General features: G+C 60.6%; 27 protein-coding genes. 12 read left to right on the top strand and 15 right to left on the bottom strand.

The window, feature by feature from the left end:
- Window positions 1-1010 (top strand): 23S rRNA (adenine(1618)-N(6))-methyltransferase RlmF (gene rlmF, locus GV818_RS27235; protein ID WP_161778000.1); only part of this gene is annotated, 1010 nt, incomplete at its 5' end.
- Window positions 1011-1102: 92 nt separating this feature from the next.
- Here the strand turns inward: rlmF and GV818_RS27240 are convergent.
- Window positions 1103-1384: an HU family DNA-binding protein gene (locus GV818_RS27240; protein WP_003440137.1), complete on the bottom strand. Its 282-nt coding sequence runs from the start codon at window positions 1382-1384 to the stop codon at window positions 1103-1105.
- 394 nt (window positions 1385-1778) lie between these two features.
- Here GV818_RS27240 and yejK point away from each other — a divergent pair, with 394 nt between their 5' ends.
- Together yejK and GV818_RS27250 are read left to right on the top strand one after the other, a co-directional pair.
- On the top strand, window positions 1779-2783 hold the full coding sequence (yejK, locus tag GV818_RS27245) for a nucleoid-associated protein YejK (protein WP_161755309.1): 1005 nt from the start codon (window positions 1779-1781) through the stop codon (window positions 2781-2783).
- Window positions 2783-3136 (top strand): glutaredoxin family protein, encoded by a 354-nt coding sequence (locus tag GV818_RS27250; RefSeq protein ID WP_161755311.1) that lies wholly within the window; start codon window positions 2783-2785, stop codon window positions 3134-3136. The genes yejK and GV818_RS27250 overlap by 1 nt, the downstream gene beginning before the upstream one ends.
- A gap of 124 nt (window positions 3137-3260) precedes the next feature.
- Here GV818_RS27250 and GV818_RS27255 read toward each other — a convergent pair whose 3' ends face one another.
- The 5 genes from GV818_RS27255 to GV818_RS27275 form a co-directional block, all read right to left on the bottom strand.
- On the bottom strand, window positions 3261-4196 hold the full coding sequence (locus GV818_RS27255; RefSeq protein ID WP_161755313.1) for a glutathione S-transferase family protein: 936 nt from the start codon (window positions 4194-4196) through the stop codon (window positions 3261-3263).
- Between the two features lie 87 nt (window positions 4197-4283).
- Window positions 4284-4592 (bottom strand): GIY-YIG nuclease family protein, encoded by a 309-nt coding sequence (locus GV818_RS27260; RefSeq protein WP_161778001.1) that lies wholly within the window; start codon window positions 4590-4592, stop codon window positions 4284-4286.
- Window positions 4593-4647: 55 nt separating this feature from the next.
- The gene (locus tag GV818_RS27265; RefSeq protein ID WP_161755318.1) at window positions 4648-5118 is read right to left on the bottom strand and encodes a nuclear transport factor 2 family protein; all 471 of its coding nucleotides are present in this window, start codon (window positions 5116-5118) and stop codon (window positions 4648-4650) included.
- 99 nt (window positions 5119-5217) lie between these two features.
- Window positions 5218-6489 (bottom strand): CynX/NimT family MFS transporter, encoded by a 1272-nt coding sequence (locus GV818_RS27270; RefSeq protein WP_161755320.1) that lies wholly within the window; start codon window positions 6487-6489, stop codon window positions 5218-5220.
- Between the two features lie 13 nt (window positions 6490-6502).
- A complete protein-coding gene (locus GV818_RS27275) occupies window positions 6503-7162 on the bottom strand; it encodes a FadR/GntR family transcriptional regulator (RefSeq protein ID WP_161778002.1) in 660 nt (219 codons plus the stop codon).
- 165 nt (window positions 7163-7327) lie between these two features.
- Between GV818_RS27275 and GV818_RS27280 the strand changes: the two genes are divergently transcribed.
- Window positions 7328-7639, top strand: a complete 312-nt coding sequence (locus GV818_RS27280) for a type II toxin-antitoxin system MqsR family toxin (RefSeq protein WP_161778003.1) — start codon at window positions 7328-7330, stop codon at window positions 7637-7639.
- Complete coding sequence (locus GV818_RS27285) at window positions 7636-8118, top strand: type II toxin-antitoxin system MqsA family antitoxin (protein WP_161778004.1); 483 nt, start codon at window positions 7636-7638, stop codon at window positions 8116-8118. Before GV818_RS27280 ends, GV818_RS27285 begins: the two co-directional genes overlap by 4 nt.
- Before the next feature lie 65 nt (window positions 8119-8183).
- Here GV818_RS27285 and GV818_RS27290 read toward each other — a convergent pair whose 3' ends face one another.
- From GV818_RS27290 to GV818_RS27305, 4 genes are all read right to left on the bottom strand, one after another.
- Complete coding sequence (locus GV818_RS27290; protein WP_161755329.1) at window positions 8184-8948, bottom strand: amino acid ABC transporter ATP-binding protein; 765 nt, start codon at window positions 8946-8948, stop codon at window positions 8184-8186.
- Between the two features lie 10 nt (window positions 8949-8958).
- Complete coding sequence (locus tag GV818_RS27295) at window positions 8959-10056, bottom strand: amino acid ABC transporter permease (RefSeq protein ID WP_161755331.1); 1098 nt, start codon at window positions 10054-10056, stop codon at window positions 8959-8961.
- A gap of 10 nt (window positions 10057-10066) precedes the next feature.
- Window positions 10067-11248 carry an amino acid ABC transporter permease gene (locus tag GV818_RS27300; protein WP_161755333.1) on the bottom strand — a complete coding sequence of 394 codons (1182 nt, stop codon included), beginning with the start codon at window positions 11246-11248 and terminating at the stop codon, window positions 10067-10069.
- A 65-nt stretch (window positions 11249-11313) separates the two neighbouring features.
- The gene (locus GV818_RS27305; RefSeq protein WP_161755335.1) at window positions 11314-12342 is read right to left on the bottom strand and encodes an amino acid ABC transporter substrate-binding protein; all 1029 of its coding nucleotides are present in this window, start codon (window positions 12340-12342) and stop codon (window positions 11314-11316) included.
- Between the two features lie 473 nt (window positions 12343-12815).
- On the opposite strand from GV818_RS27305, the gene GV818_RS27310 reads away from it, so the two are divergent.
- Entirely contained in the window at window positions 12816-13472 is a 657-nt protein-coding gene (locus GV818_RS27310) for an alpha/beta hydrolase (RefSeq protein ID WP_161755337.1), read from the top strand.
- A gap of 97 nt (window positions 13473-13569) precedes the next feature.
- On the top strand, window positions 13570-15060 hold the full coding sequence (gene rhlB, locus GV818_RS27315; RefSeq protein ID WP_161755339.1) for an ATP-dependent RNA helicase RhlB: 1491 nt from the start codon (window positions 13570-13572) through the stop codon (window positions 15058-15060).
- Window positions 15061-15204: 144 nt separating this feature from the next.
- Here rhlB and moaE read toward each other — a convergent pair whose 3' ends face one another.
- The 3 genes from moaE to moaC are packed head-to-tail and all read right to left on the bottom strand — an operon-like array spanning window position 15205 to window position 16371.
- The gene (gene moaE / locus GV818_RS27320; RefSeq protein ID WP_161755341.1) at window positions 15205-15657 is read right to left on the bottom strand and encodes a molybdopterin synthase catalytic subunit MoaE; all 453 of its coding nucleotides are present in this window, start codon (window positions 15655-15657) and stop codon (window positions 15205-15207) included.
- Between the two features lies 1 nt (window position 15658).
- Window positions 15659-15901 carry a MoaD/ThiS family protein gene (locus GV818_RS27325; RefSeq protein ID WP_161755343.1) on the bottom strand — a complete coding sequence of 81 codons (243 nt, stop codon included), beginning with the start codon at window positions 15899-15901 and terminating at the stop codon, window positions 15659-15661.
- Window positions 15898-16371, bottom strand: coding sequence for a cyclic pyranopterin monophosphate synthase MoaC (moaC, locus tag GV818_RS27330; RefSeq protein ID WP_161755345.1), 474 nt, complete (start codon window positions 16369-16371; stop codon window positions 15898-15900). Before moaC ends, GV818_RS27325 begins: the two co-directional genes overlap by 4 nt.
- Window positions 16372-16542: 171 nt before the next feature.
- Here moaC and GV818_RS27335 point away from each other — a divergent pair, with 171 nt between their 5' ends.
- Window positions 16543-16989: a DMT family transporter gene (locus tag GV818_RS27335; RefSeq protein WP_161778005.1), complete on the top strand. Its 447-nt coding sequence runs from the start codon at window positions 16543-16545 to the stop codon at window positions 16987-16989.
- 49 nt (window positions 16990-17038) lie between these two features.
- A complete protein-coding gene (locus tag GV818_RS27340; protein WP_161778006.1) occupies window positions 17039-18190 on the top strand; it encodes a M24 family metallopeptidase in 1152 nt (383 codons plus the stop codon).
- 46 nt (window positions 18191-18236) lie between these two features.
- Here GV818_RS27340 and GV818_RS27345 read toward each other — a convergent pair whose 3' ends face one another.
- Entirely contained in the window at window positions 18237-19217 is a 981-nt protein-coding gene (locus tag GV818_RS27345; RefSeq protein WP_161778007.1) for a LysR family transcriptional regulator, read from the bottom strand.
- Between the two features lie 46 nt (window positions 19218-19263).
- Between GV818_RS27345 and GV818_RS27350 the strand changes: the two genes are divergently transcribed.
- From GV818_RS27350 to GV818_RS27360, 3 genes are read left to right on the top strand one after another with little or no spacing between them, the layout of a single operon-like run.
- On the top strand, window positions 19264-19677 hold the full coding sequence (locus tag GV818_RS27350; protein ID WP_161778008.1) for a VOC family protein: 414 nt from the start codon (window positions 19264-19266) through the stop codon (window positions 19675-19677).
- Between the two features lie 30 nt (window positions 19678-19707).
- A complete protein-coding gene (locus GV818_RS27355; RefSeq protein ID WP_161778009.1) occupies window positions 19708-20859 on the top strand; it encodes an efflux RND transporter periplasmic adaptor subunit in 1152 nt (383 codons plus the stop codon).
- Window positions 20856-23918 (top strand): MexW/MexI family multidrug efflux RND transporter permease subunit, encoded by a 3063-nt coding sequence (locus GV818_RS27360; protein ID WP_161755366.1) that lies wholly within the window; start codon window positions 20856-20858, stop codon window positions 23916-23918. The genes GV818_RS27355 and GV818_RS27360 overlap by 4 nt, the downstream gene beginning before the upstream one ends.
- A 60-nt stretch (window positions 23919-23978) precedes the next feature.
- Here GV818_RS27360 and GV818_RS27365 read toward each other — a convergent pair whose 3' ends face one another.
- Complete coding sequence (locus tag GV818_RS27365) at window positions 23979-25373, bottom strand: PhoH family protein (RefSeq protein WP_161755368.1); 1395 nt, start codon at window positions 25371-25373, stop codon at window positions 23979-23981.
- Between the last annotated feature and the right edge of the window lie 236 nt (window positions 25374-25609).

A 25609-nucleotide genomic window follows, 5' to 3' on the forward strand; every position in this document is an offset into this window, starting at 1 on the left:
CCCCCAAGCCTCCGCGCAAAAAGCCCAAGCCAAACTCCCCAGCCAAAGCCGCCGCCCCCAAGGAAAAGGCCAGCCTGCACCCGCGCAATCGCCACCAGGGGCGCTACGACTTCCCGCAGTTGATCAAGAGCACCCCGGAGCTGGGCCAGTTCGTGATCCTCAACCCCTACGGCAAGGAAAGCATCGACTTCGCCGACCCGGCAGCGGTACGGGTGTTCAACCGGGCGCTGCTCAAGGCCTTCTACGGCATTGCCCACTGGGATATTCCGGCAGACTTCCTCTGCCCGCCGGTGCCAGGCCGCGCCGACTATGTGCATTTCCTCGCCGACCTACTGGCCAGCCACAACCAGGGGGAAATCCCTCGCGGCGCAGCGGTCCGGGTGCTGGACGTCGGGGTCGGTGCCAACTGCGTCTACCCGTTGATCGGCTACAGCGACTACCGCTGGCAGTTCCTCGGCTCGGACATCGACAGCACCGCCCTGGCCGCCGCCAAGGCCATTGTCCAGGCCAACGGCTTGAACAAGGCCATCAGCCTGCGCCAGCAAGGCAACCCCAGGCAGATCCTCAGTGGCCTGCTGGAAAGCACCGAGCGTTTCGACCTGACCATGTGCAACCCGCCCTTCCACGCGTCACTGGACGAAGCCACCCGCGGTAGCCAGCGCAAATGGCGAGCCCTGGGCAAGGCCGATCCCAAGCGTAAGCTGCCAGTGTTGAATTTCGGCGGTCAGGCCAGGGAACTGTGGTGCGAGGGGGGCGAGATCCGCTTCGTCAGTCAGTTGATCAGCGAAAGCGCCAGCGTCGGCCAGCAAGTGCTGTGGTTCAGCACCCTGGTGTCAAAGGCCTCGAACTTGCCGGCGATTGAAAGCACGCTGAAAAAGGCCGGAGCCCTGGAAAGCCAGGTGGTGGAAATGTCCCAGGGACAGAAACAGAGTCGCTTCGTCGCCTGGACCTTCAAGGACAAGGCACAGCAACAGGCCTGGAGTCAGGAACGCTGGGTAAGGAAGAACTGAGAGGCGGGGATTGAGCGTCGATTCACCTTGCGTGAATCGGTGTCACACAAACCGTGCCCGGAAAGCTCCTGAGCACGGTTTCACTGCAAGTATTACTTGTTAACAGCGTCGGTCAGGCCTTTAGCCACAACCAGCTTGATAACTTTCTTGGCAGCGATTTCGATGGCAGCGCCAGTCGATGGGTTACGGCCAGTACGGGCAGGACGCTCGGTCACTTTCAGCTTGCCGATACCTGGCAGAGTGATTTCGCCGCCATTTTCCAATTGATCAGCAACGATCTGAGCCAGTTGGTCCAGGGCGTTACGCGCGGTGGTTTTCGGCGCGTCGATAGCTTCAGCGATATCAGCGATCAGTTGGTCTTTAGTAATAGCCATTGTGGTGTTCCTTCCCTATCAAATTCATTTGGATTGCAGAGTGCAGTGTCAGCCATCGAGCCAGATCTTGTGAATCTGGCACCCCGGTTACAACCACGACGAATCGGGGTTATAGATACCGAAATCAGGGTTTGGTTCGACCCGACAAATGCTGAATGCACGCTTAACGCTGAGACATCGCGTAAGACGGGGCAAAACTAGCACACAGACGGGGAAATATCCGCCTCTACCTAGCCATTTGGTCAGCTTTATTGCTCTAAATCGGTAAAAAAATGCATAAGCCTTACCGACGAGCCGTTCATCGCCCGGCAAACCGCGCCAAAACCAGTGTGTGCGGTACACTGGGCACTTTTTCGGGGAGCCCGCCCTCCCCCTTCAATCAGCCGAGAAGCCCATGCCGATCCGCCATTGCATCGTCCACCTGATCGACAAAAAACCCGACGGCAGCCCAGCAGTTCTGCACGCCCGCGATTCCGAATTGGCAGAGTCCGCGGCCATCGAGAACATGCTCGCCGACCTCAATGAAAGCTATAACGCCAAACAGGGCAAAGCCTGGGGCCTGTTCCATCCAGAGTCCGGCGCATTCCCCTTCAGCGGCTGGTTGAAGGAGTACCTCGACGGCGGCCAGGACTTCACCGCCTTCAGCAAGGTGGCGGTGGAACACCTGCAGAAGCTGATGGAAGAATCCAACCTGTCGGTGGGCGGCCACGTGCTGTTTGCCCACTATCAGCAAGGCATGACCGACTACCTGGCCATCGCCCTGCTGCACCACAGCGAAGGCGTGGCAGTGACCGACCAATTGGACGTCACCCCGTCCCGGCACCTGGACCTGGGCCAGTTGCACCTGGCGGCGCGGATCAACATCTCCGAGTGGCAGAACAACAAGCAGTCCAAGCAGTACATCTCCTTTATCAAGGGCAAGAACGGCAAGAAGGTCTCGGAGTACTTCCGCGACTTCATCGGCTGCCAGGAAGGTGTCGACGGTCCGGGCGAGACCCGCACCCTGCTCAAGGCCTTCAGCGACTTCGTCGAAAGCGAGGACCTGCCGGAAGAGTCGGCCCGGGAAAAGACCAAGACCCTGGTGGACTACGCCAGCAGCCAGGCCAAGCTCGGCGAGCCCATGGGGCTGGAAGAGCTGTCCGAACTGATCGACGAAGAGCGCCCCAAGGCCTTCTACGATCACATCCGCAACAAGGACTACGGGCTGTCACCGGAGATTCCAGCGGATAAACGCACCCTCAATCAGTTCCGCCGCTTCACCGGTCGTGCCGAAGGCCTGTCCATCAGTTTCGAGGCGCATCTGCTGGGCTCGAAGATCGAATACGACGAAGAAGCCGGGACCCTGATCATCAAGGGCTTGCCGACCCAACTGACTGATCAGCTCAAGCGCCGCAACTGATGCTCCAGGGCGTGCTGAAGAAGTTCCTGCTGATCCTGCTGGTGGTCGTGCTGTATCAGAACTGGGGCAAGATCGAACGGCTGTTCAATCCTTCGGCGGTGGTCTCAGAAGAGATCCGCAACCAGGCCCAGGTGGTGCTCTACGCCACCGACTGGTGTGGCTACTGCAAGGCCACTCGGCGCTTTCTTGATCAGAAGGGCATCCCTTTCAAGGAATTCGATATCGAGAAAGACGCCGAGGCGCGCAAGGCCTACACCGCCCTGGGCGGTGCGGGCATTCCGATCCTGGATGTCAACGGCACTCTGATCCGCACCTATGACCCCGACGGGATCATGGCGGCTTTGAAACGCTAAGCGCCGGTCGGAAGGGGCCCCACTTGCCGGCGAGGACGTCTTCGAATCGTGCGCCGTCCCTGAATATGCCTTCGCTAGCAAGCCAGCGCCGACAACACCTGTCGCTACCAAGCGCAGATTTGTGTCACTGAGGCTGAATGCGAAAACCCAGCCGTGGGAAGTGCACATGCGCCACGCCGGCGCGAGGGTCTTCACGGCGCAGGATCAGCTCTTCAGTGCCAGCGAACAACAACTCTCCCGCCACCGGATCGACACCATAGTCGGTCGCAGCAATCACCACTTGCTGGCCCGCCGTGAAACCGTTGGGGTCGACCAACTGCTCATCCGGCAGCGGCGCCGGGGTAGCGCTGCGCGATACCTCAAGGGCCTCTTCGGCGCTCATTTCAGTGAAGGAGCCATGTCCAAAGCCCAACACCCGCGCCAGCCAGGCGGACACCGCCGGATACTCGTCCACCAACGGTGCAGTCACCGGCGTACCCTTGAGGAACCACAGCGGGTGGGCCAGGGCGATATCGGCAATCGACGGCTCGCCAAACAGGAAGTCCCCCGGTTCGCGCTGCAACTGCTGCTCCAGGCGCGCCATGATGGTTGGCCATTGATGCTTGGCCACTTCCAGGGGCAAACGGCTGGCATTGCCACCACTGAACAGCCCGGCGCGATCGGCCAAGAACGCCTTGACCACGTCCGGTGGCAACTTACCGAAACGTACAGCGGCGGATTCCGGCTGGAAAACCAGGGTCACGGCGTGCTGGAACACCACTGAGTCGACCCAGGCGGCGAAGGTCGCGCTGATCATTTCCTGGCCCTCGGGGAACAGCGCCGGCGAGGCTTTCTCCTGCTCCAGACGCCGGGCGATCAAAGCCGTGTCGCAGTAGATATCAGCGCCGATCTGTAGCACCGGGGTCTTGCGATAACCACCGGTCAGGGCAGTCAGATCAGGCTTTGGCATCACCGGGGGAATTTTCACAGAGCGCCAGGACAGCCCCTTGAAGCCCAGCAGCAAACGGGCTTTTTCGGCGAAGGGAGAGGTCGGGTAATGGTGCAGGATCAACTCTGACATGCTGGGGTCCGCCGGAAGAGAGGGAGGACTGAGCTTAGCCTGCAATCCCTTGGCGGCCTACAGATCCCACTGATGGAAACCAATCAGTCAGAGTGATGCACCCGCCACCAGACATTCCTTGGCGCTCTTCTTGAGTTTCTTGATCAACCGCTCCTGGCGCAGGGCCTCGCTCTTGTCCCGGCAAAGCTCGGTATAGACCAGGGCCACCGCCGGGCTGGAAAGAAAGAACCGTGCGCCCTTGCCACTCTGGTGCTTGGCGAAGCGCTTGACCGGATCATCGCTGATGCCGCAATACAGGGCGCCATTGGCGGCGCGCACCAGATAGACGAACCAGGGTTTGCGGTCCGCCAGTGGCGAAGCTGCTTCAGCGATGGAAGAGGGAACAGGACGGGTCACAAAAGGGCATCGAGGCTTGTGGATAACAAGCCGCGATCTTAGCAGAGGATGGCTTTCAGCGACCGTTTTGAAAGGCCTTCAGGCCTTTGCGGGCCTGGGCACGGACAGCGTTTTTCAACAATGGCGTCCAGCCCAGCAACCAGCCCTTGGTGCCCAGGGCCTGACGTGCCCAACGCCACATATCGAAATGGTCGTGATGTTCACAGATCTTGCCATCTCGAAACACGAAGCGCGCCTGGATATCGTTGACCACCGTGTTGCCGGTCTGGCTGAACAGATAGGTGGCGACCCAGTGCGCGCCACCTGAGTTCTGGTCCGCACGCACCTGATCGAAGGTCAGGGAAAAGTCCTTGGCTCGAGAGGTCAGCATGCGCCACATATCACCGGCATCACGCCCGCGCAGCTCGCCAAAGGCCGGATCGCTGAACAGCACATCCTCGGTGTAGCAGGCACTCATGGCCTCGGCATCCAACCGCTGGAAAGCTTGATAGAACTCAGTGATCAGGGCGCGCTGGGCATCACTCATGGACGGACTCCGAAAAGGCATAGGGATGCCAGCACAATAATCCGCAACCCTGAAGAACACTATCGGCATTTGCCGCGCAAATACCGACAGTGAGGCCCATCAGATTCTCTCGCTTTGCACCTGTACATACAGCGAGCGACCCGCTCCCAACCCAGCAACTATCGCGCCGCAACCGAGCACCGCGAAGATCCAGCCCACGGCGTCCCAGCCGCCCGTCCAGTCATGTACCAGACCCACCGCAAAAGGCCCCATCGACGCCAGGGTGTAGCCGATGCCCTGGGCCATGCTCGACAGGTTGGCAGCCACGTGAGTGTCCCTCGAACGCAGGACGATCAGGGTCAGGGCCAGGCTGAAGGTACCGCCCTGCCCCAGGCCCAGCAGGATCGCCCAGCCCCACAGTCCCTCGATCGGTGCATACAGGCAACCGAACAGGCCGCCCAGGGTCATCAGCATGACAATCACGATGGCCAGGCGCTGATCCTTGCCGCGGGTCGCCAGCCAGGGTGCGGCCAGGGAGCTGGCCAGCTGCACGATCACCGAGCCCGACAGCACCAGACCGGCCTGCGTCGGGGTCAACCCGCGACCGATAAGGATCGACGGCAACCAGCCAAACACGATGTAGGCCAACGAGGACTGCAGGCCCATGTACAAAGTCACCTGCCAAGCCAGGCGATCGCGCAGCAGTCCGCGCACCCGGAAAGCCACATGGTGGGCGCCGTGTTTCTGCCCCACTTGCGGCAGCCAGAACAGTGCCGCCACCAACGCCGGCACCACCCAGAAGCCCAGGCCCACGGCCCAGCTGTCATCGAAACGATGGCTCAGGGGCACAGTGGCGCCGGCCGCCATAGCCGCTCCCAGACACAAGGCCATGGTGTAGACCCCGGTCATGGTGCCGGCGTGCTTAGCGAAATCGCGCTTGACGATACCCGGCAGCAGCACCCCGATCACGCCAATGCTGGCGCCCGCCAGGATGCTCCCGGCAAAGACCCCGAACTCACCGAAGGAACTGCGCACCACAATGCCCAGCGCCAGGGTCAGCAAGATCCCCAGGACCACGCGCTCAGCGCCGAAACGCCGGGCCAGCAGCGGCGCCAGTGGCGCAAACAACCCCAGGCACAACACCGGCAAGGTGGTCAGCAGCCCGGCCTTGGCCGCCGACAACCCCAGGTGCAGGGAGACGTCACTGAGTAGCGGCGCCATGCTCGCCAACGCCGGGCGCAGGTTCAGTGCCACCAGGATCAACCCCAGCAGCAACAGCCAAGGGCGGTGTACTGGCGCTGGAGCCTGCTGGACTTCTTCGTCATCGGCCTCGGCGTCGATCAGCAATTCAGGGGGAGCGAGGGTATCAGGGGGTGCCTGGTGGTTGGACATGGCAGTCTCGGATTCAGGATTCGTTGATCAACTGGCGGGAGAGGTTCTTGGCCCGTTCGGGGTCGCCCTGCTCGATCGCATCCAGCAGTTGCTGATGGAGGTCGAAGACGTCCTGGCGGCGCGGGGTGAGGCTCAGGGTCTGGCGCAACTGTGCCACTACCACGCTGGAGAAATAGCGGTACAGCTGGCTCAGCGTCGGGTTGTGTGCCGCGTCCACCAGGCGCTGGTGGAACACCAGGTCGCAGGCGATGTAGCTTTCCAGATCGCCGTGAAAGTGCCCGCCGCTGAGCTGCAAGGCCGTGCTCAAGCCTTGCAGGTCCTCATCAGTACGACGCAGGGCCGCCAGGCCCACCGCCTCCACCTCAAGGATCTGCCGGGTTTCCCGGGCCTGCTCCAGGGAGCATTGCGACAGGGCCTGGAGCATGTCCAGCGGATCGGCCACGGCCCGCAGGTAGCTGCCGTCGCCCTGACGGATTTCGATCAGCCCGGAAAACGCCAGGACCCGCATCGCCTCACGTACGGTGTTGCGGCTGATGCCCAGCTCGCTGGCCAGCTCAGGCTCGGTGGGCAGACGTTGGCCGACGCTCCAGGCGCCGTTATTGATACGTGAACGCAGTTGTTCCAGGGCCTGGTCGACCAAGGATCGCTTGATCAGGGGGGAAATTTCGCTCATTAGACTCACTCAGTCATCCAATCATCGGATGAATTGCCCGACATGGTATTCAGGATTTTCCGAGAGTTCAACGTTTTAGGCTGGAGGAGGCACTTTCGCCATTTCAAACAGGCCTTGACAAAAAACCCTATAAGGGTAGTTTCAATCAGGCATCAAAGGTGTCTCATGGAAAAGAAAACACCTCATCACGATCTCTCGCTGATCAAGGCGCAGGTCGTTCGGCAAGGGGCACAAGCCTTCACTCGAAGCGCGTTGCTCTGCGGCAAAGAACTCGGATTGTCTCTGGCCGCCATGCAACGAGTGATAGCCGGACTCCAGGGCAGCATGTTCTACAAATCGATGAGCACCTATTGCGATCACCGGGTGTGGCAGGACGTGTATTACACCGGCACCGATAACCGGACGCTCTACATCAAGATCCCCCATCGCCCCGGCATAGGGCCGCCAGTGATCTCCTTCAAGGAGGCAGACACATGAAACGACAACAGTGCTACAGCTGCGGCGCCCCGACCGGCATGCTGGCGTTCGAGCGGCGCAGCGAGCTCATCGACTACCGGCACCTGTTGCGTCACCTCCATGGCCTAGCCGGCTGGGAATGCCAGGAATGCGGTGAGATCGAATTCGACGCAGCGAGCGCAGAACGCTACGCCGCCGCGGGCGATCAATTGCTGGAGGATTACCGGCAGATCGTCACCGCAGACATGAAACGCATCCGCCGCAAGCTGCACCTTTCCCAGAAGGAAGCGGTCAGGCTGCTGTCGGGCGGCGGGCACAATGCCTTTTCCCGCTACGAGCGTGGCGAAGTCGGCGCGCCCCAACCGCTGTACATGCTGATGCGCCTGCTCGATCGCCACCCGCAATTGATGAAGGACGTACTGGATCTCAGCGAACCCCAACTGACGCCCTCGGCCTCCAGCGACCTACCCGAACCACAGCTCGGTACTGCCGGCAGTTGAACACCGGGCAAAAATAAACCCGGAGCCGGTCCGGGTTTATCTTCAGCGCGGGCCCTGCAGCAGGATCAATGCAGGATCTGGCTCAGGAACAACTTAGTGCGCTCGTTCTGCGGATTATCGAAGAAGTCGTTTGGCGCCGCCTGTTCAACAATCTCGCCCTTGTCCATGAAGATCACCCGATTGGCCACGGTCCGGGCAAAGCCCATTTCGTGAGTGACACAGAGCATGGTCATACCGTCTTCGGCCAGGCCGATCATGGTGTCCAGCACTTCCTTGACCATCTCCGGGTCCAGGGCCGAAGTGGGCTCGTCGAACAGCATGATCTTGGGTTTCATGCACAGTGCCCGGGCAATCGCCACCCGTTGCTGCTGACCACCGGACAACTGGCCCGGATACTTGTTGGCCTGCTCCGGAATACGCACCCGCTCCAGGTAGTGCATGGCGATTTCCTCGGCCTTGCGCTTGGGCATCTTGCGCACCCACATCGGCGCCAGGGTGCAGTTCTGCAAGATGGTCAGGTGCGGAAACAGGTTGAAGTGCTGGAACACCATGCCCACTTCCCGGCGGATGGCCTCGATCTGCTTGAGATCGTTGGTCAGTTCCACGCCGTCTACCACGATACGCCCCTGCTGGTGTTCTTCGAGTCGGTTGAGGCAACGGATGGTGGTGGATTTACCCGACCCCGAAGGCCCGCACAGGACGATGCGCTCGCCCTGACGCACATTGAGGTTGATGTCCTTCAACACGTGGAATTGGCCGTACCACTTGTTCACGCCCTGCATCTGAATAATGCCTTCAGGGCCCACAGGCTTTTTGCTCGCTTCACTCATGGAGATACTCCTAACGCTTGTGGCCTGTGTCCAACTTGCGCTCCAGATGCATGGAGTAGCGGGACATACCGAAACAGAAAATCCAGAACACCAGGGCCGCGAACACATAGCCTTCGGTGGCCATGCCCAGCCACTTGGGGTCGGCGGCGGCTTGCTTGACGCTGTTGAGCAGGTCGAACAGGCCGATGATGATCACCAGGCTGGTGTCCTTGAACAGGGCGATGAAGGTGTTGACGATGCCGGGGATCACCAGCTTCAGGGCCTGCGGTAAAATCACCAGGCCCATGGCCCGCCAGTAGCCCAGGCCCATGGCGGCAGCCGCTTCGTACTGGCCCTTGGGAATGGCTTGCAGACCGCCACGCACCACCTCGGCCACATAGGCCGACTGGAACAGGATCACCCCGATCAAGGCTCGCAGCAGCTTGTCGAAGTTCATGCCCTCGGGCAGGAACAGCGGCAGCATCACCGATGACATGAACAGCACGGTGATCAACGGCACGCCGCGCCAGAACTCGATGAAGGTCACACAGACCACGCGGATCGCCGGCAAGTTGGAACGTCGCCCCAATGCCAGCAGGATCCCCAGGGGCAGAGCCCCGGCAATGCCCACAGTGGCGATCACCAGAGTCAGCATCAACCCGCCCCACTGGCTAGTGGCGACATTGCTCAGCCCCAGATAACCGCCGTGCAGCAAGGTGTAGGCAACGATCGGGTACCACACCAGGAAGCACAGCCCGTAGATCGCCTTGCGGGGAAAGCGCGAGATGAACAACGGCGCCGCACCGATCACCGCCAGCCACACGGTCAGGTCCACCCGCCAGCGCAACTCCAGCGGAAAATAACCGTACATGAACTGGCCAAAGCGCTGCTGGATGAACACCCAGCAGGCGCCGTCCTTGGTGCAGTCGGCCCGGGTGGTGCCAACCCAGTTGGCATCGAGGATCGCCCAGTGCACGAGCGGCGGCACGACCAGGTAAATCAGATAGAAGGCAAACAGGGTCAACAGGGTGTTGAGCCAGTTGGAGAACATGTTGGCGCGCATCCACGCCAAGACCCCGATACTGCTGCTGGGCGGCGGCATATCGGGCTTGAAAGTATGAGTCGTCATGGGCGCTTCCTCACCGCTCGATCAGCGCAATGCGCTTGTTGTACCAGTTCATCAACAGGGAAATGCTGATGCTGATTGCCAGGTACACGCTCATGGTGATGGCAATGACCTCGATCGCCTGGCCGGTCTGGTTGAGCACCGTGCCGGCGAACAGCGAAACCATTTCCGGATAGCCAATACCGGCCGCCAGGGACGAGTTCTTCGCCAGGTTCAGGTATTGGCTGGTCAGCGGCGGAATGATCACCCGCAAGGCCTGGGGAATGATCACCTTGCGCAGGGTCGGACCGTTGCGCAGCCCCAGGGAACGGGCCGCCTCGGTCTGGCCGTAGCTCACCGACTTGATCCCGGAACGCACGATCTCGGCGATGAACGCCGCGGTGTAGACGGTCAGGGCCAGGGTCAGGGCCAGCAGTTCGGGGATCAGCACCCAGCCACCGACGAAGTTGAAACCTTGCAGCTTCGGCAACTCCCAGTGCACCGGCGAGCCGAAGGCCAGCGTGCACAGCGCCGGAATCACCAGCAGCAATGCCAGGCCGGTCCAGAACTTGTGGAACGGCACGCCGGTGGCTTCAAAGCGCTTGTTGGCCCAGCGGCACATCAGCACGATGGCGACGATGGCCAGCAGCACACTCGCGACGAAGGCCCAGAACCCCGGCGCCATCTGCGCCGCCGGCATGTTCAGGCCACGACTGCTGACGAAGAAGGTATCGCCGAAGTTGTGACTGTTACGCGGCCCCGGCATGGTCAGGAACACCGCGAAGTACCAGAACAGAATCTGCAACAGCGGCGGAATGTTGCGGAACACCTCCACATACACCGTCGCCAGCTTGCTGATGATCCAGTTCTGCGACAGCCGCGCCACGCCAATGATGAACCCCAGCAGGGTCGCCAGGACGACCCCGATAACAGTCACCAGCAGCGTGTTGAGCAGGCCGATGACGAACACCCGGGCATAACTGTCCGCCTCGGTGTAGGCGATCAGGTGCTGAGCGATGCCGAAACCGGCGCTGCGCTGAAGAAAGTCGAAACCCGAGGTAATACCTCGGTGCGCCAGGTTAGTTTGCGTGTTGTCGAACAGAAACCAGCCCAACGAGACCACCGCCACCAGGGTGATGATCTGGAATAACCAGGCGCGCACACGCGGATCGCTGAGGCTGAGCCTCTGCTTGGGTGCGCCGATTGAATTTTGCATGAAGTGCCCCAGGAATAATGGAACAGAACATCACCCGGCGGTTGGCCCGCCGGGCGATAGAACCATCAGCGCACAGGTGGTGCGTATTGGATGCCGCCGTTGTTCCACAGCGCGTTCAGGCCGCGGTCGATGGCCAGTGGCGTGCTCTTGCCGAGGTTTTTCTCGAACACTTCACCGTAATTACCTACTTGCTTGACGATCTGTACTACCCAGTCCTTCGGCAGTTTCAGGTCTTTGCCGTATTCACCGTCCGCGCCCAGCAGACGTGCAACATCAGGGTTCTTGGTGGATTTGGCTTCAGCTTCGACGTTCTTCGAAGTGACACCCGCCTCTTCGGCGTTGAGCATGGCGAACAGGGTCCACTTGACGATGCTGAACCACTCTTCGTCGCCTTTACGCACCACCGGGCCCAAAGGCTCCTTGGAGATGGTTTCCGGCAGTACGACATAGTCGGTCGGGGTCGCCAGCTTGCTGCGCTGTGCATAAAGCTGGGACTTGTCGGAAGTCAGCACGTCGCAACGACCGGACTCCAACGACTTGGCGCTTTCATCAGAAGTATCAAAGGTAATCGGGGTGTATTTCAGACCATTACCGCGAAAGTAGTCCGACACGTTCAGCTCGGTAGTGGTACCGGCTTGAATACAGATGGTCGCACCGTCCAGCTCTTTTGCGCTTTTCACACCCAGCTTCTTATTCACCAGGAAGCCAATGCCATCGTAATAAGTCACGCCGGCGAACATCAGGCCCATGCCCGCATCACGCGAACTGGTCCAGGTGGTGTTGCGCGACAGCACGTCGATCTCGCCGGATTGCAGCGCGGTGAAGCGCTCCTTGGCATTCAACTGGCTGAACTTGACCTTGGTCGCATCGCCGAATACCGCCGCTGCAACAGCACGACAGACATCGGCGTCAATACCGAGGATCTTGCCGGTCGCGTCCGGTACCGAGAAGCCCGGCAAACCATCACTGACGCCACACTGTATGAAACCTTTCTTCTGTATTGCATCCAGGGTCGCACCCGCCTGTGCGAAACCGCTCATACCCAGTACTGCAGCCGCCGTGACAACGGCCAGGGTGGATTTCAACATCTTCATTCAAACCTCCAGTCTTGCTCTTGTTGTGTCGGAGCTTGAGTCCTGCCGCACCCTCATGAGGCGCTGTTGACCCTTGTCGGCTTTTTATAGGGTCAAGCGGCGTAAGACATTAGCTATGAGTCTAGTAGGAGAAATCCACATAAAGGGGGACCTACCTCTCACCAATCGACCGAACGGGCTGTAGCCCTATGAGTTCGCAGAGCCCGTAGCGGCTATTGGCGAACGTCCATCAGAGGAGCCTGGCTAGCCCACCGCCCGCGGTGCCTGTTAGTGTTACCGCCGGCAGAGAGCGCTATCACCTCGACTCCTCTTTCTGAGCCATAGCAAAGCCCATACCACAGTCCCGGCTAAAGCGTTTCAGCCAGTGGTCAATAGCAAAACATTCAACGTTGCGACATCTTCGTCACAGATCAACTTGCCGCGCCCTTCAATCACGCACTCAATCGGCGCGCACGCACAACATTGGAGCAGCCATGACCGAGCCCTTGATTCTTCAGCCCAACAAGCCCGCAGACGCCTGTGTGATCTGGCTTCATGGCCTGGGAGCGGACCGTTACGACTTTCTGCCGGTGGCCGAGGCGCTGCAGGAAACACTCCTGAGTACGCGCTTCGTCCTGCCCCAGGCACCGACTCGCGCGGTGACCATCAATGGCGGATATGCCATGCCCAGTTGGTACGACATTCTGGCCATGAACCCGGCTCGGGCCATTAGCCGTGAACAGCTTGATGAATCATCTGAGGAGGTCATCAGACTGATCGAAGAACAACGCGCCAGCGGAATAGACGCATCGCGAATTTTCCTCGCGGGTTTTTCCCAGGGCGGCGCGGTGGTGTTGCACACCGCCTTCCTCAAATGGCAAGGCCCGCTGGGTGGCGTACTGGCCCTGTCCACCTATGCCCCGACCTTCAGCGATGAACTGCAGCTTTCGGCCAGCCAGCAGCGGATTCCAGTGCTGTCGCTGCATGGCCAGTACGATGAAGTGGTGCAGAACGCCATGGGCCGCACGGCTTATGAGTACCTCAAGCAGCATGGTGTCACCGTGACATGGCAGGAATACCCAATGGAACATGAGGTGTTACCCGAGGAAATCCGCGACATCGGCACCTGGTTGAGCGAGCGTTTGCGCTAGAAAATACGCGTTGCACGAGTCCGCAGAGCAACAGACTACGCCGCGCCCGTTTCTTGCATTACACTGGCCGGCGTACATTCCTTAACCAATTGATGAGATGACCGTGCTCAAAGCACTCAAGAAGATCTTCGGTAAAAGCGAGGCTGAGCCGCTCGCGCCCAGCACCAGCGCCCCTTCCCCCAGTTCCAGCAGCCGCAATGACGGCCGTCAGCCGGAACGGAGTGCGCCCGCTACCGCAGCTAAAAAAGAACCGGTGAACACACCGGCCGCCCCTTCAGCTCCCAAAGCACCGCGCCAAGAGAAGCCCAAGGCCGAGCAACCCAAGATCGAACAACCTCGTCGCCCACGCGCGCCGAAACCACCGGTAAGCACCTGGAAACTTGAAGACTTCGTGGTGGAGCCCCAGGAAGGCAAGACCCGTTTCCACGACTTCAAGCTCGCACCGGAACTGATGCACGCCATCCAGGACCTGGGCTTTCCTTACTGCACGCCGATCCAGGCCCAGGTCCTGGGCTTCACCCTGGCCGGCAAAGACGCCATTGGCCGCGCCCAGACCGGCACCGGCAAGACCGCCGCGTTCCTGGTCTCGATCATCACCCAACTGCTGCAGACCCCTCCGCCGAAAGAGCGCTACATGGGCGAACCACGGGCACTGATCATCGCCCCGACCCGGGAGCTGGTGGTGCAGATCGCCAAGGACGCCGAGGCGCTGACCAAATACACCGGCCTCAACGTGATGACCTTTGTCGGCGGGATGGATTTCGACAAGCAGCTCAAGCACCTCGAAGCCCGTCACTGCGACATCCTGGTAGCGACCCCGGGCCGTCTGCTGGACTTCAACCAACGCGGCGACGTGCACCTGGACATGGTTGAAGTGATGGTGCTGGACGAAGCCGACCGCATGCTCGACATGGGCTTCATTCCACAAGTGCGCCAGATCATTCGCCAGACCCCGCCCAAGAGCGAACGCCAGACCCTGCTGTTCTCCGCCACCTTCACCGAAGACGTGATGAACCTGGCCAAGCAGTGGACAACCGACCCGTCGATCGTCGAGATCGAAGCCGAGAACGTCGCCAACCAGAATGTCGAACAGCACATCTATGCGGTCGCCGGTGCCGACAAGTACAAGCTGCTGTACAACCTGGTCAACGACAACGGCTGGGAGCGGGTGATGGTTTTCGCCAACCGCAAGGATGAAGTGCGGCGTATCGAAGAGCGCCTGGTACGCGATGGCGTGAACGCTGCGCAGTTGTCCGGCGACGTGCCGCAGCACAAGCGGATCAAGACCCTGGAAGGCTTTCGCGAAGGCAAGATCCGCGTCCTGGTGGCCACCGACGTGGCCGGCCGCGGCATCCACATCGACGGCATCAGCCACGTGATCAACTTCACCCTGCCGGAAGTGCCGGATGACTACGTGCACCGTATTGGCCGTACCGGCCGGGCCGGTGCCGATGGCGTGTCCATCAGCTTTGCCGGTGAGGATGACTCCTACCAACTGCCGTCGATCGAAACCCTGCTGGGGCACAAGATCAGCTGCGAGACACCGCCTACCGAGCTGTTGCGCCCAGTGGAGCGCAAGCGTCCGTAAGCGCGGGACATCCGTAAAACCAAAAAACGCAGCCAGAGGGCTGCGTTTTTTTTGCCTGCTCGGCCAGCGCTGCCGGAGCGCTGGCCGCTGCTTGTTGCGCTCCCGAGCATGCCCTATCGCAGGCACATGACGGGCAACGCCCCCTCAAGGCTTCCAGCGATCGGCCGCGACATGGTCGCTGTCGCGCCCTTCGACCCAACGTGGGCCTTCGGCCGTCTGCTCCTTCTTCCAGAACGGCGCCCGGGTCTTCAGGAAGTCCATGACGAAGGCACAGGCATCGAAGGCCGCCTGGCGATGAGCACTGGCGGCCGCGACGAAGACAATCGGCTCGCCCGGCTCCAGCGCGCCCACCCGATGCAACAGCTCCAGCTTGAGCAACGGCCAGCGCTGCTCAGCCTCCACGGCAATCTTCCCCAAGGCCTTTTCGGTCATGCCCGGATAATGCTCCAGGAACATTCCGTGCACGTCCCGCCCATCGTTGAAGTCGCGCACGTAGCCGACAAAACTCACCACCGCGCCAACACCGGCATTGGCCGCATGCATGGCATTGACTTCAGCACCGGGATCGAAGGCCGCAGACTGCACACGAATCGCCATCTCAGCCTCCGGTAACGGTGGGGAAAAATGCTACTTCATCGCCTTCCACCAAGGGCTCGTCCAATTGGCACAGGTCCTCGTTGCGGGCGCACATCAGGTTCTGTTCGCGCAATACTTCGGCGCCCTCCCCCAACACCAATACCTGGCGCACATCCTCAACCGTGCGAAAGTCCCCTTCAAGCTGGATCTCATCGCGCCCCAGGGCTTCACGATAACGGGCAAAAAACTTCACCTTGATCTTCATGCCTGATCCACCTGGTAGTGGCCGCTCTTGCCGCCGAGCTTCTCCAGCACCCGCACGCCTTCGATGATCATGCCCCGGTCCACGGCCTTGCACATGTCATAGATGGTCAGCGCAGCAACGCTGGCGGCGGTCAGCGCTTCCATCTCCACCCCGGTCTGCCCGGACAGCTTGCAGCGCGCCACGATACGCACGCTGTCCTGGCCTTCGGCGCTGAGTTCGAGCTTGACGCTGGTCAGCATCAGCGGATGACACAGAGGAATCAGGTCACTGGTTTTCTTCGCCGCCTGGATCCCGGCGATGCGTGCCACGGCGAACACGTCGCCCTTGGGATGACCGCCACTGACGATCATCTGCAGGGTTTGCGGGAGCATGCGCACCCGCGCTTCGGCTACGGCCTCACGGAACGTCACAGCCTTGTCGGTGACGTCGACCATATTGGCGCGACCTTGGGAATCGAGATGAGTCAGCACGGCGTTACTCCTGATCAGGTGTTGCGATTGTAAACCTGCGGGTCAGTTTTTCGCACGGGGCATCGCCGGCACGAAGCAGTCAATCAACCTGACGAATACCCTGCATGCGAACAAATAATTGGCCCCCGCTTATTAATAAAAGTACAAATCCAAAAAAGGAATCCAAGTCAAATGACGTTTCTATTATCAATTCTGCTCAGCTTTCTTGCTGGATTTGCAGTTCCACTACAAGCAGGAGCCAACTCAAAGCTCGGCAACTTACTGGGCCACCCTTTATGGGCTACCGGCATATCTCTAGTTGTCAGTATTATTTCACTTACTACGATTATGCTTTTTACAAAAGCCCCTCATCCAAATTTAACCGCCGCCTATGAAGGGCCCTGGTGGATATGGCTGGGAGGGATCGCAGGCGTTCTCTACATCAGTATTTCACTACTAATGACACCACGCCTCGGGGCACTTAACTTCATTATGGCCGTCATTATCGGGCAGCTGACTATTTCTTTACTCATCGATTACTTTGGCTTGATGGGACTGCCACGCAAAACCATTAACGTACAGAAAACAATAGGACTTCTTGTTGTAGTCACTGGATTCATCATTACTACTCGCAGCTAATACAGCAACCACGGAATAAAAAGTTACACCAAGGAAGGAGAAACTTCTCATGCTGACTGCTTTTCCTGCGCACACCTATCGCAACCGTATTGATGCTATCAAACGCCGTCTCGCCGAACGTGATCTGGAGGCCTTGGTGGTCAACTTTCCAGAGAACATCAACTACTTGACCGGTTTCGACAGCCTAGGCTTCCTCTGGTACCAGGCCTTGATTATCTCGCCCAAACTGGCCGAACCAATCTTCGTTACCCGCACCAGCGAAGAACCCTGCACCTGGGAGCTGTCATGTATCAAAGATGCCATTTTCTACGACATCGCCAAGGAGGAACCACTGCGCATCGTCGCTGAAATGTTGGCCCAGGCCGGGCTGAGCCAAGCCCCAATAGGGTTGGAGATGTCTGCCTCAACCTTCTCTCCATTGCAGTTCAAAGCCTTATGCGACTATTTACCCGAGGCACGTTTTGAAGATGCCTCACGGCTGATTGCACAAGAGCGTTTGATCAAGACCCCCCTTGAACTCGCCTATCAACGCAGTGCCGCGCGAATGGCGGACCTTGGCATGCTAGCGGCTTTTGAGGCCTTGCGTCCTGGCATATCAGAAGTGGAAGTGGCCGGTATCGTTGCTCACGCACTGGGCAAGGCAGGAAGTGAAAACGCCGCCATCAGTCCAATGTGCTCAACAGGCCCGCGCAGTGCCATGGCCCACGCCATGCCGCATCGACAGACCATCAGCCATGGCGACGTGGTAATCCTCGAACATGCGGGAGTCTACAACCGCTATCACGCAATCCTGATGCGCACGGCAGTGATTGGTCAGCCTACTCCGCGCTTGCGAGAAGTCTCGGCTTTGCTCACAGAAGCGTTCAACGCCGCTGTTGAAACAGCTAAACCAGGCACACCGATGGGCGAAGTCAACCGGGTGTGCAACAAGATTCTTGATCGAATCGACCTGTCACGCACCCGCGTCCACCGCATTGGTTCCAGCCTGGGCTTGGCCTACCCCGCAACGTTGCTGGAAACCATGGTGCTCGACGAAACAGATGAATGCCTGTTCAAACCCAATATGTCGTTCTCCATTGAACCTAATCTGTCGCTGTACAACGAAGGGTTCGGTATCAAGCTCGGCGACACTGTACTTTGCAGTGCAGAAGGGTCCAGCAGCCTGTCTGCATTACCTCCCGAATTGACCATCATCAATTGAAGTGCGTAACAGGGAGATTTTTTAATCTCGACGACTTGCTGCGTAATTACACCGGCACCGACGCACTTGAGTCGCAGGATAGAGCTAAAGCCGATGCTCTCCCCCCCTTGAGCGCGCTATGAGCGACCACCTGCTTGACCTGCTCGCGCAACCAGACATGGGCCGGCTCATTGTCGAAACGCTGATGCCAGATCTGCACAAAGGGAAACGGCGGAATCGGCAACGGCGGCCGCAGCTGGATCAGGTCCTGGTTGAGCAGGGCTTCGTCCAGAGTGCGGGTGGCCACCGTGAGGATCAGGTCAGTGTTGTGAATCATGCTGGGGGCGGTCCGCCAATGGGGCACGCTCACGGCAATTCGCCGTTGCAGCCCTTCATCGCGCAGCAGGCTGTCCACCTCGCCACTGGCACTGCCATCCATCGACACCAGAATGTGCGGTCGCGCCAGGTAGCTGTCCAGGTCCAGCCTGCCGTCGGCCGGCAGGGTACGCCGGTCGAGGAGACAGGAGAAGGTTTCCTCGAACAGCACTTCGGTGGAAATGTCACCCGACAGATTGGGAAACACCCCCAGGGCCAGGTCGATCTTGCCCTGGGACACCTGCTCGAACATGCCGTGTCGAGTGTCCTGGGTCACCAGCAACGTGGTGTTCGGCGCATCGCGGCGCAAACGCACCATCAGGTTGGGCAGCACCAGCGCCGCGCCGTAGTCGGACATCGCCAGGGTGAAGATGCGCTGGGAGCTGGCGGGGTCGAATTCGATGGACTTGCCGAACAGGGTTTCGATCTGGCCGAGGATTTCGCGCAACGGTTGCTGAATGTTCTGGGCCAGGGAGCTGAGCACCAGCTCGCTGCCACGGCGAATCAGGATCGGGTCGTCCAGCAGTCCCCGCAACTTGCTCAAAGAGTGGCTGATCGCCGGCTGGCTCAAGTGCAGGCGCAGGGCCGTGCGGGTGACGTGTTTTTCCGTCAGCAGCGCATCGAGCACCACCAGCAGATTCAAATCGATATTGCGTAGTAAGACCGTGACCATCCTGTCATTTCCAACTCAGGGAGCACTCTCCCAAAAGGAGCAACACATGCTGCAACTCAAACGGATTATTGAAACAGCCCTTTATGTGAACGATCTCGATATTGCGAAGGAATTCTACGCAAAAACCTTCCAGCTGGAAGTCATGGTCGAGAGCGACGAGCTAGTGGCGCTGAACATCGGCGACCAGAATACCCTGTTGCTGTTCAAGCGAGGCGCCTCGCTGCACACCAAGTACCTCAGCGGCGGAGAGATCCCGTCCCACGATGCCAGCGGACGAATTCACGTGTGCTTCGCCATCGACAAGCAGGACCTGTCCAGTTGGCGGGAACGGCTGGCCCGTTGCGGCATACCCCTGGAAGGCCGGACAGAATGGCCCAAGGGCGGTTCCAGCATCTACTTCCGCGATCCGGATGAAAACCTCGTCGAGCTGCTCACGCCCGGTTGCTGGCCGATCTACTGAAACTGCAACAGACGTCAAGGAGTGAATGTCATGGTGTCCGTCGGTGTAACCAAGCACCCGTCCCTGCGCGCGCAACTGGTGCTGATCGCTGCACTGTTGATCCTCGGCCTGCTGGCCTGGTGGCTGTGGCACGGAACCCGGCCCGGCCCCCAGGCCTACGCACAGGCCCCGGTCAAGGTCGCGGTGGCGAACGCCAGCCTGCAGCCGTTCACCCGGTACCTGGAAGCCATCGGCGAGCTGGAGGCGGTCCAGCAAGTCAGCGTACCGGCGGAAATCGGCGGGCGCATCGTCGCACTGCTGGTCCAGTCCGGGCAGCGGGTCGAGCGCGGACAGGTCCTGGTGCAGCTCAACGATGGGCCTCAACGCGGCAATCTGCTGCGCCTGCAAGGCGAAATGGAAAACGCCAAGGTGCGGCTGGAGCGCTCGCGGCGTCTGGTATCGGTCAATGCCACCTCCAAGGAGGCCTTCGACGATGCCCAGACCGAACTTTCCACCGCCAAGGGGGCGTTGCAGGCACTCACCGCGCAGATCGAGCAGCGCACCATTCGCGCGCCCTTCTCCGGCACCCTGGGGATCCGCAAGGTCCACCTGGGTCAATATGTGAACCCCGGCGACATCTTGATCAACCTGGTGGGCGACAAGGGCCTGTACGTCAACTTCAGCGTTGCGGAGCAAGCCCTGCCCCAAGTCAGGCCGGGGGCGGTGCTGGAGGTGGTCCTTGACGCCCTGCCCGAGCAGAAGCTCAGTGCCGTGGTGAGTTCCCTCGACCCGTTCCTCGATCGCACTCGCACCCTCAGTGTCCAGGCCCGCCTGCAAGATGCACCGGCCGCGGCGTTGCCACGGATGTTCGCCCGCGTACGCCTGGCCCAGCCCATGCCCAGTGACACCTTGAGCGTGCCGGAAACCGCCGTGACCTATAACGCCTACGGCGAAGAACTGTTTGTGGTCCAGCCCGCCGAGAACGGCCAGGGCGCACCAACGGTGCGCCGGGTATCAGTCAAGACCGGTGAGCGGCGCGACGGCCGCGTGGTCATCGACAGCGGCCTGGCGCCGGGTCAACAGGTGGTGATCTCCGGGCAGATCAAGCTCAGTGACGGCTCGGCGATCGAGCCCCAGCAGCACAGCGTGCTCACCCCCCCGAACACCGCTGACGCCACCGTCGCCGTTGGAGAGACGCCGTGAGATTCACCGATCTGTTCGTTCGCCGCCCGGTGCTCGCGCTGGTGGTCAGCCTGTTGATCCTGCTGGCCGGCCTCAAGGCCTACAGCAACCTGCCGGTGCGGCAGTACCCGCTGCTGGAGAGCTCGGTGATCAGCGTTACCACCGACTACCCCGGCGCCCCGGCGGAGCTGATGCAAGGCTTTGTCACCCAGCCAATCAACCAGGCCCTGGCATCTGTGGAGGGTGTCGACTACGTCAGCTCGTCCTCGGTCCAGGGGCGCAGCCTCATTACCCTGCGCATGGCCCTCAACCAGGACTCATCCAAGACCCTCAGCGAGGTGATCGCCAAGGTCAACCAGGTCAAGTATCGCCTGCCCGAGCAGGCCTACGACCCGGTGATCGAGCGCTCCGCAGGAGACGCCACGGCCGTGGCCTATGTCGGTTTTGCCAGTCGCTCGCTGTCCGCCTCGGCGCTGAGCGACTACCTGAGCCGGGTGGTGCAACCGCTGTTTTCCAGTATCGAAGGCGTAGCCAAAGTCGAGACCTTCGGCGGCCAGCGCCTGGCCATGCGCCTGTGGCTGGACCCGCAACGGATGGCCGGCCACGGCATCAGCGCGGCCCAGGTGGAACAGGCGATTCGTGCCAACAACTTCCAGGCCGCTCCCGGCCAGATCAAAGGCCAGTACGTGATCTCCTCGATCCAGGTCAACACCGACCTCAGCAGCCTGGACGAGTTTCGCGACATGGTCATCAGCAACCGCGGTGACCACCTGTTGCGCCTGCGGGACATCGCCCGGGTCGAGCTGGGTTCGGCCTCCTATGAAACCAGCGCCCTGATGGACGGCAAGCCAGCGGTGCACCTGGGCCTGTACGCCACCCCCAAGGGCAATCCGCTGCTGATCGTCGCCGACATCAAGCGCCTGCTGCCGGAGATCCAGAAGACCCTGCCACCGGGCGTGGAAGTGGCCCTGGCCTTCGAGACCGCCCACTTCATCCAGGCGTCAATCATCGAGGTGATCGAAACCCTGATCGAAGCCGTGCTGATCGTGGTGGCCATCATCTACCTGTGCCTGGGTTCGGTGCGCAGCGTGTTGATTCCGGTGGTGAGCATCCCGCTGTCGATGGTCGGCGCCCTGGCACTGATGGAGCTGTTCGGCTTCAGCATCAACTTGCTGACCCTGCTGGCCATGGTGCTGGCCATCGGCCTGGTGGTGGATGACGCCATCGTGGTCATGGAGAACATCCACCGTCATCTCAAGGAAGGCCGTACGCCGCTCCAGGCAGCCTTTGTCGGTGCCCGGGAAATTGCCTCGCCGGTGATCGCCATGACCATCACCCTGGCCGCGGTGTACATGCCCATCGGCCTGATGAGCGGGCTGACCGGTGCGCTGTTCAAGGAGTTTGCCCTGACCCTGGCCGGCGCGGTGCTGATCTCCGGGGTGGTGGCTCTGACCCTGACCCCGGTGATGTGCGCCAAGCTGCTGCCGACGGGCCAGCAGGAAGGCCGCATGAGCCGTTGGGCCGAGCAGTTTTTCCACTGGCTGGCACGCCTCTACCAGCACGGCCTGGTGCGCTCGCTGCGCTGGCGCAGCGCGGTGCTGGCATTTGCCGCCCTGGTGCTGCTCAGCCTGCCGTGGCTCTACGGCCACGCCAGCAAGGAACTGGCGCCCAACGAAGACCAGGGCAACCTGCTGCTGGCGATCAAGTCGCCACAGCATGCCAACCTGGATTACGTCGAGCGGTATGCCTACCAGTTGGACGCGATACTTCAAGCCCTGCCAGAGACCGTCAGCACCTGGATCATCAATGGCAACGATGGCGTTGCCGCCAGTTTCGCCGGGGTCAACTTCAGCGAATGGTCGCAACGCCAGCGCAGTGCAGCCAGCATCCAGAGCGAGTTGCAACAAAATGTCGACGCGGTGGAGGGCAACTCGATCTTCGTCTTTCAACTGCCGCCCCTGCCGGCGTCCACCGGTGGCCTGCCGGTGCAACTGGTAATCCGCAGCACCGAGGACTACCGCTCGCTGTACCAGGCCATGGAAGAGATCAAGAGCAAGGCCCGCTCCAGCGGCCTGTTCGCGGTGGTGGACAGCGACCTGGCATTCAACAACCCGGTGACCGAAGTACGCATCGATCGCAGCAAAGCCAATAGCCTGGGGATTCGCATGCAGGACGTCGGCAATACTCTGGCCGTGCTGATTGGCGAGAACTACACCAACCGTTTCGCCCTGCAGGGACGCTCCTATGACGTGATCCCCCAAAGCACCGCCGCTCAACGCCTGACCCCGCAAGCCCTCAGCGGCTTCTACGTCGACACCGACAGCGGCGCCCAGGTGCCGTTGTCGACCGTGGTCAGCCTGCATGACAGCATCCAGCCCAACAAGCTCAAGCAGTTCAACCAGCAGAACGCAGCGATCTTCCAGGGCATCCCCGCGCCGGGGGTCAGCCTAGGCCAGGCCGTGGCCTTCCTGCAGCAGCAGAGCCAGGAGCTGCCCGCCAGTTTCAGCCACGACTGGCAAGCCGACTCACGCCAGTTCATCCACGAAGGCAACGCCCTGCTGCTGACGTTTCTGTTCGCCCTCATCGTCATCTACATGGTGTTGGCCGCGCAGTACGAAAGCCTGAGCGACCCATTGATCATCCTGATCACCGTCCCCCTGTCGATCTGCGGCGCGTTGATCCCGCTGGCGCTGGGACTGGCAACCATCAACATCTATACGCAGATCGGCCTGGTGACCTTGATCGGACTGATCAGCAAGCACGGCATCCTGATGGTGGAGTTCGCCAATGAGCTGCGGATCGCCCACGGCTATACCCCGGCCCAGGCGATTATCCGCGCCGCACGGATCCGCCTGCGACCGATCCTCATGACCACCGCCGCCATGGTGGTGGGGCTGGTACCACTGCTGTTCTCCTCCGGCGCCGGCGCCAGCAGCCGTTTCGGCCTGGGCCTGGTGATCGTCATCGGGATGCTGGTGGGCACCCTGTTCACCCTGTTCGTCCTGCCGTCGATCTACAGCCTGATGGCCCGCGCCCACAGCCGCTCTAGCGAGCTGGAGGAACTGCAGCAACTGGCCTAAGCCTGCGCCACATGCACAACAGGCGGCCCAAGGGCCGCCCGTTGTGTTTCAGGGGTGAGGTTACAGGTGGGTTTCGGCGTATTCCGCCAGGATCGAGCGCGGCACCCCTTGCAGGGTGATGTGCACACCGTTGGGGAAATCCTTGAAGCGTTCGGTGAGGTAGGTCAGGCCCGAGCTGGTGGCCGACAGGTAAGGGGTATCGATCTGTGCCAGGTTGCCCAGGCACACCACTTTGGAACCGGCGCCGGCACGGGTGATGATGGTTTTCATCTGGTGCGGGGTGAGGTTCTGGCATTCGTCGATCAGGATCAGGCTCTGCTGGAAGCTGCGACCGCGGATGTAGTTCAGGGATTTGAACTGCAACGGCACCTTGCTGAGGATGTAGTCGACGCTGCCATGGGTGTTCTCGTCATCCATGTGCAGGGCTTCAAGGTTGTCGGTAATCGCGCCGAGCCAGGGTTCCATTTTCTCCGCCTCGGTGCCCGGCAGGAAGCCGATCTCCTGGTCCAGCCCCTGCACGCTGCGGGTGGCGATGATCCGCCGGTAGCGCTTGCTGACCATGGTCTGCTCGATGGCGGCGGCCAGGGCCAGGATGGTCTTGCCGGAACCAGCGGCGCCGGACAGGTTGACCAGATGGATGTCCGGATCGAGCAGCGCGTACAGCGCCAGGCCCTGGTAGATATCACGCGGTTTCAGGCCCCAGGCTTCCTGGTGCAACAGGGGTTCCTGATGCAGGTCGAGAATCAGCAGCACATCGGCGCGGATTTCCTTGATCCAGCCGACAAAGCCCTGCTCGTCGATGATGAATTCGTTGATGTGTACCGCCGGCAGGTTGTCGATCAACTGCACCTGGTGCCAGGTACGACCGTGGTCCTGGCGGGTTTCCACCTTGCTCACGCGATCCCAGAACGAACCACTCATGTTGTGGAAGCCGTTGGGCAGCAGGGACACATCGTCCACCAGCTGGTCGGTGCTGTAGTCCTCGGCGGCGATCCCGCAGGCCCGCGCCTTGAGGCGCATGTTGATGTCTTTGGTCACCAGCACCACGGGCAAGTCCTTGTTGCGCGCGTGCAGGTCGATCAACTGGTTGATGATGATGTTGTCGTTGAGATTGTCCGGCAACAGGCTATTGGGCTCGTTGCGCTTGCTCATCAGGATCGACAGCAAGCCCTTGGGCCCACTCTTGCCGCGTTGGATCGGTACGCCCAGTTCGACATCCTCGGGAGAGGCTTCGCCGAGGGTCTTGTCGATCAGGCGAATGGCCTGCCGGCATTCTGCAGCAACGCTGTGATGCCCGCTCTTGAGCTTGTCCAGCTCTTCAAGGACGGTCATCGGGATGGCGACGTGGTGTTCTTCGAAGTTCAGCAGGGCGTTGGGATCGTGAATCAATACATTGGTATCGAGTACATAAAGGATTGGCTGATTGGAAGAAGAGCTACGTCCGTGGTCATCCATACTCGGTCACCTTATGTGGGAGCCAGTCGACGCAACACCATGGGGTATCGCGCCTCGAAGGGCCACCGAATTCACCCGCTGGGGTTCAGGTGAGCTGCACACAAGGAGTCTTGGGAGACGCCACCTGTGTTGCAGGTTTCGGCGGTCTGACTTCGTAATACTCCAAAAACCATGACAGGAAAAAGCACTTTGACGCTTTTTTGAAGTTTATTTTTCAGAGTGACGAAAAGCCCTTG

The organism is Pseudomonas sp. Fl4BN1 (genome assembly GCF_009908285.1).
Lineage (GTDB): Bacteria > Pseudomonadota > Gammaproteobacteria > Pseudomonadales > Pseudomonadaceae > Aquipseudomonas.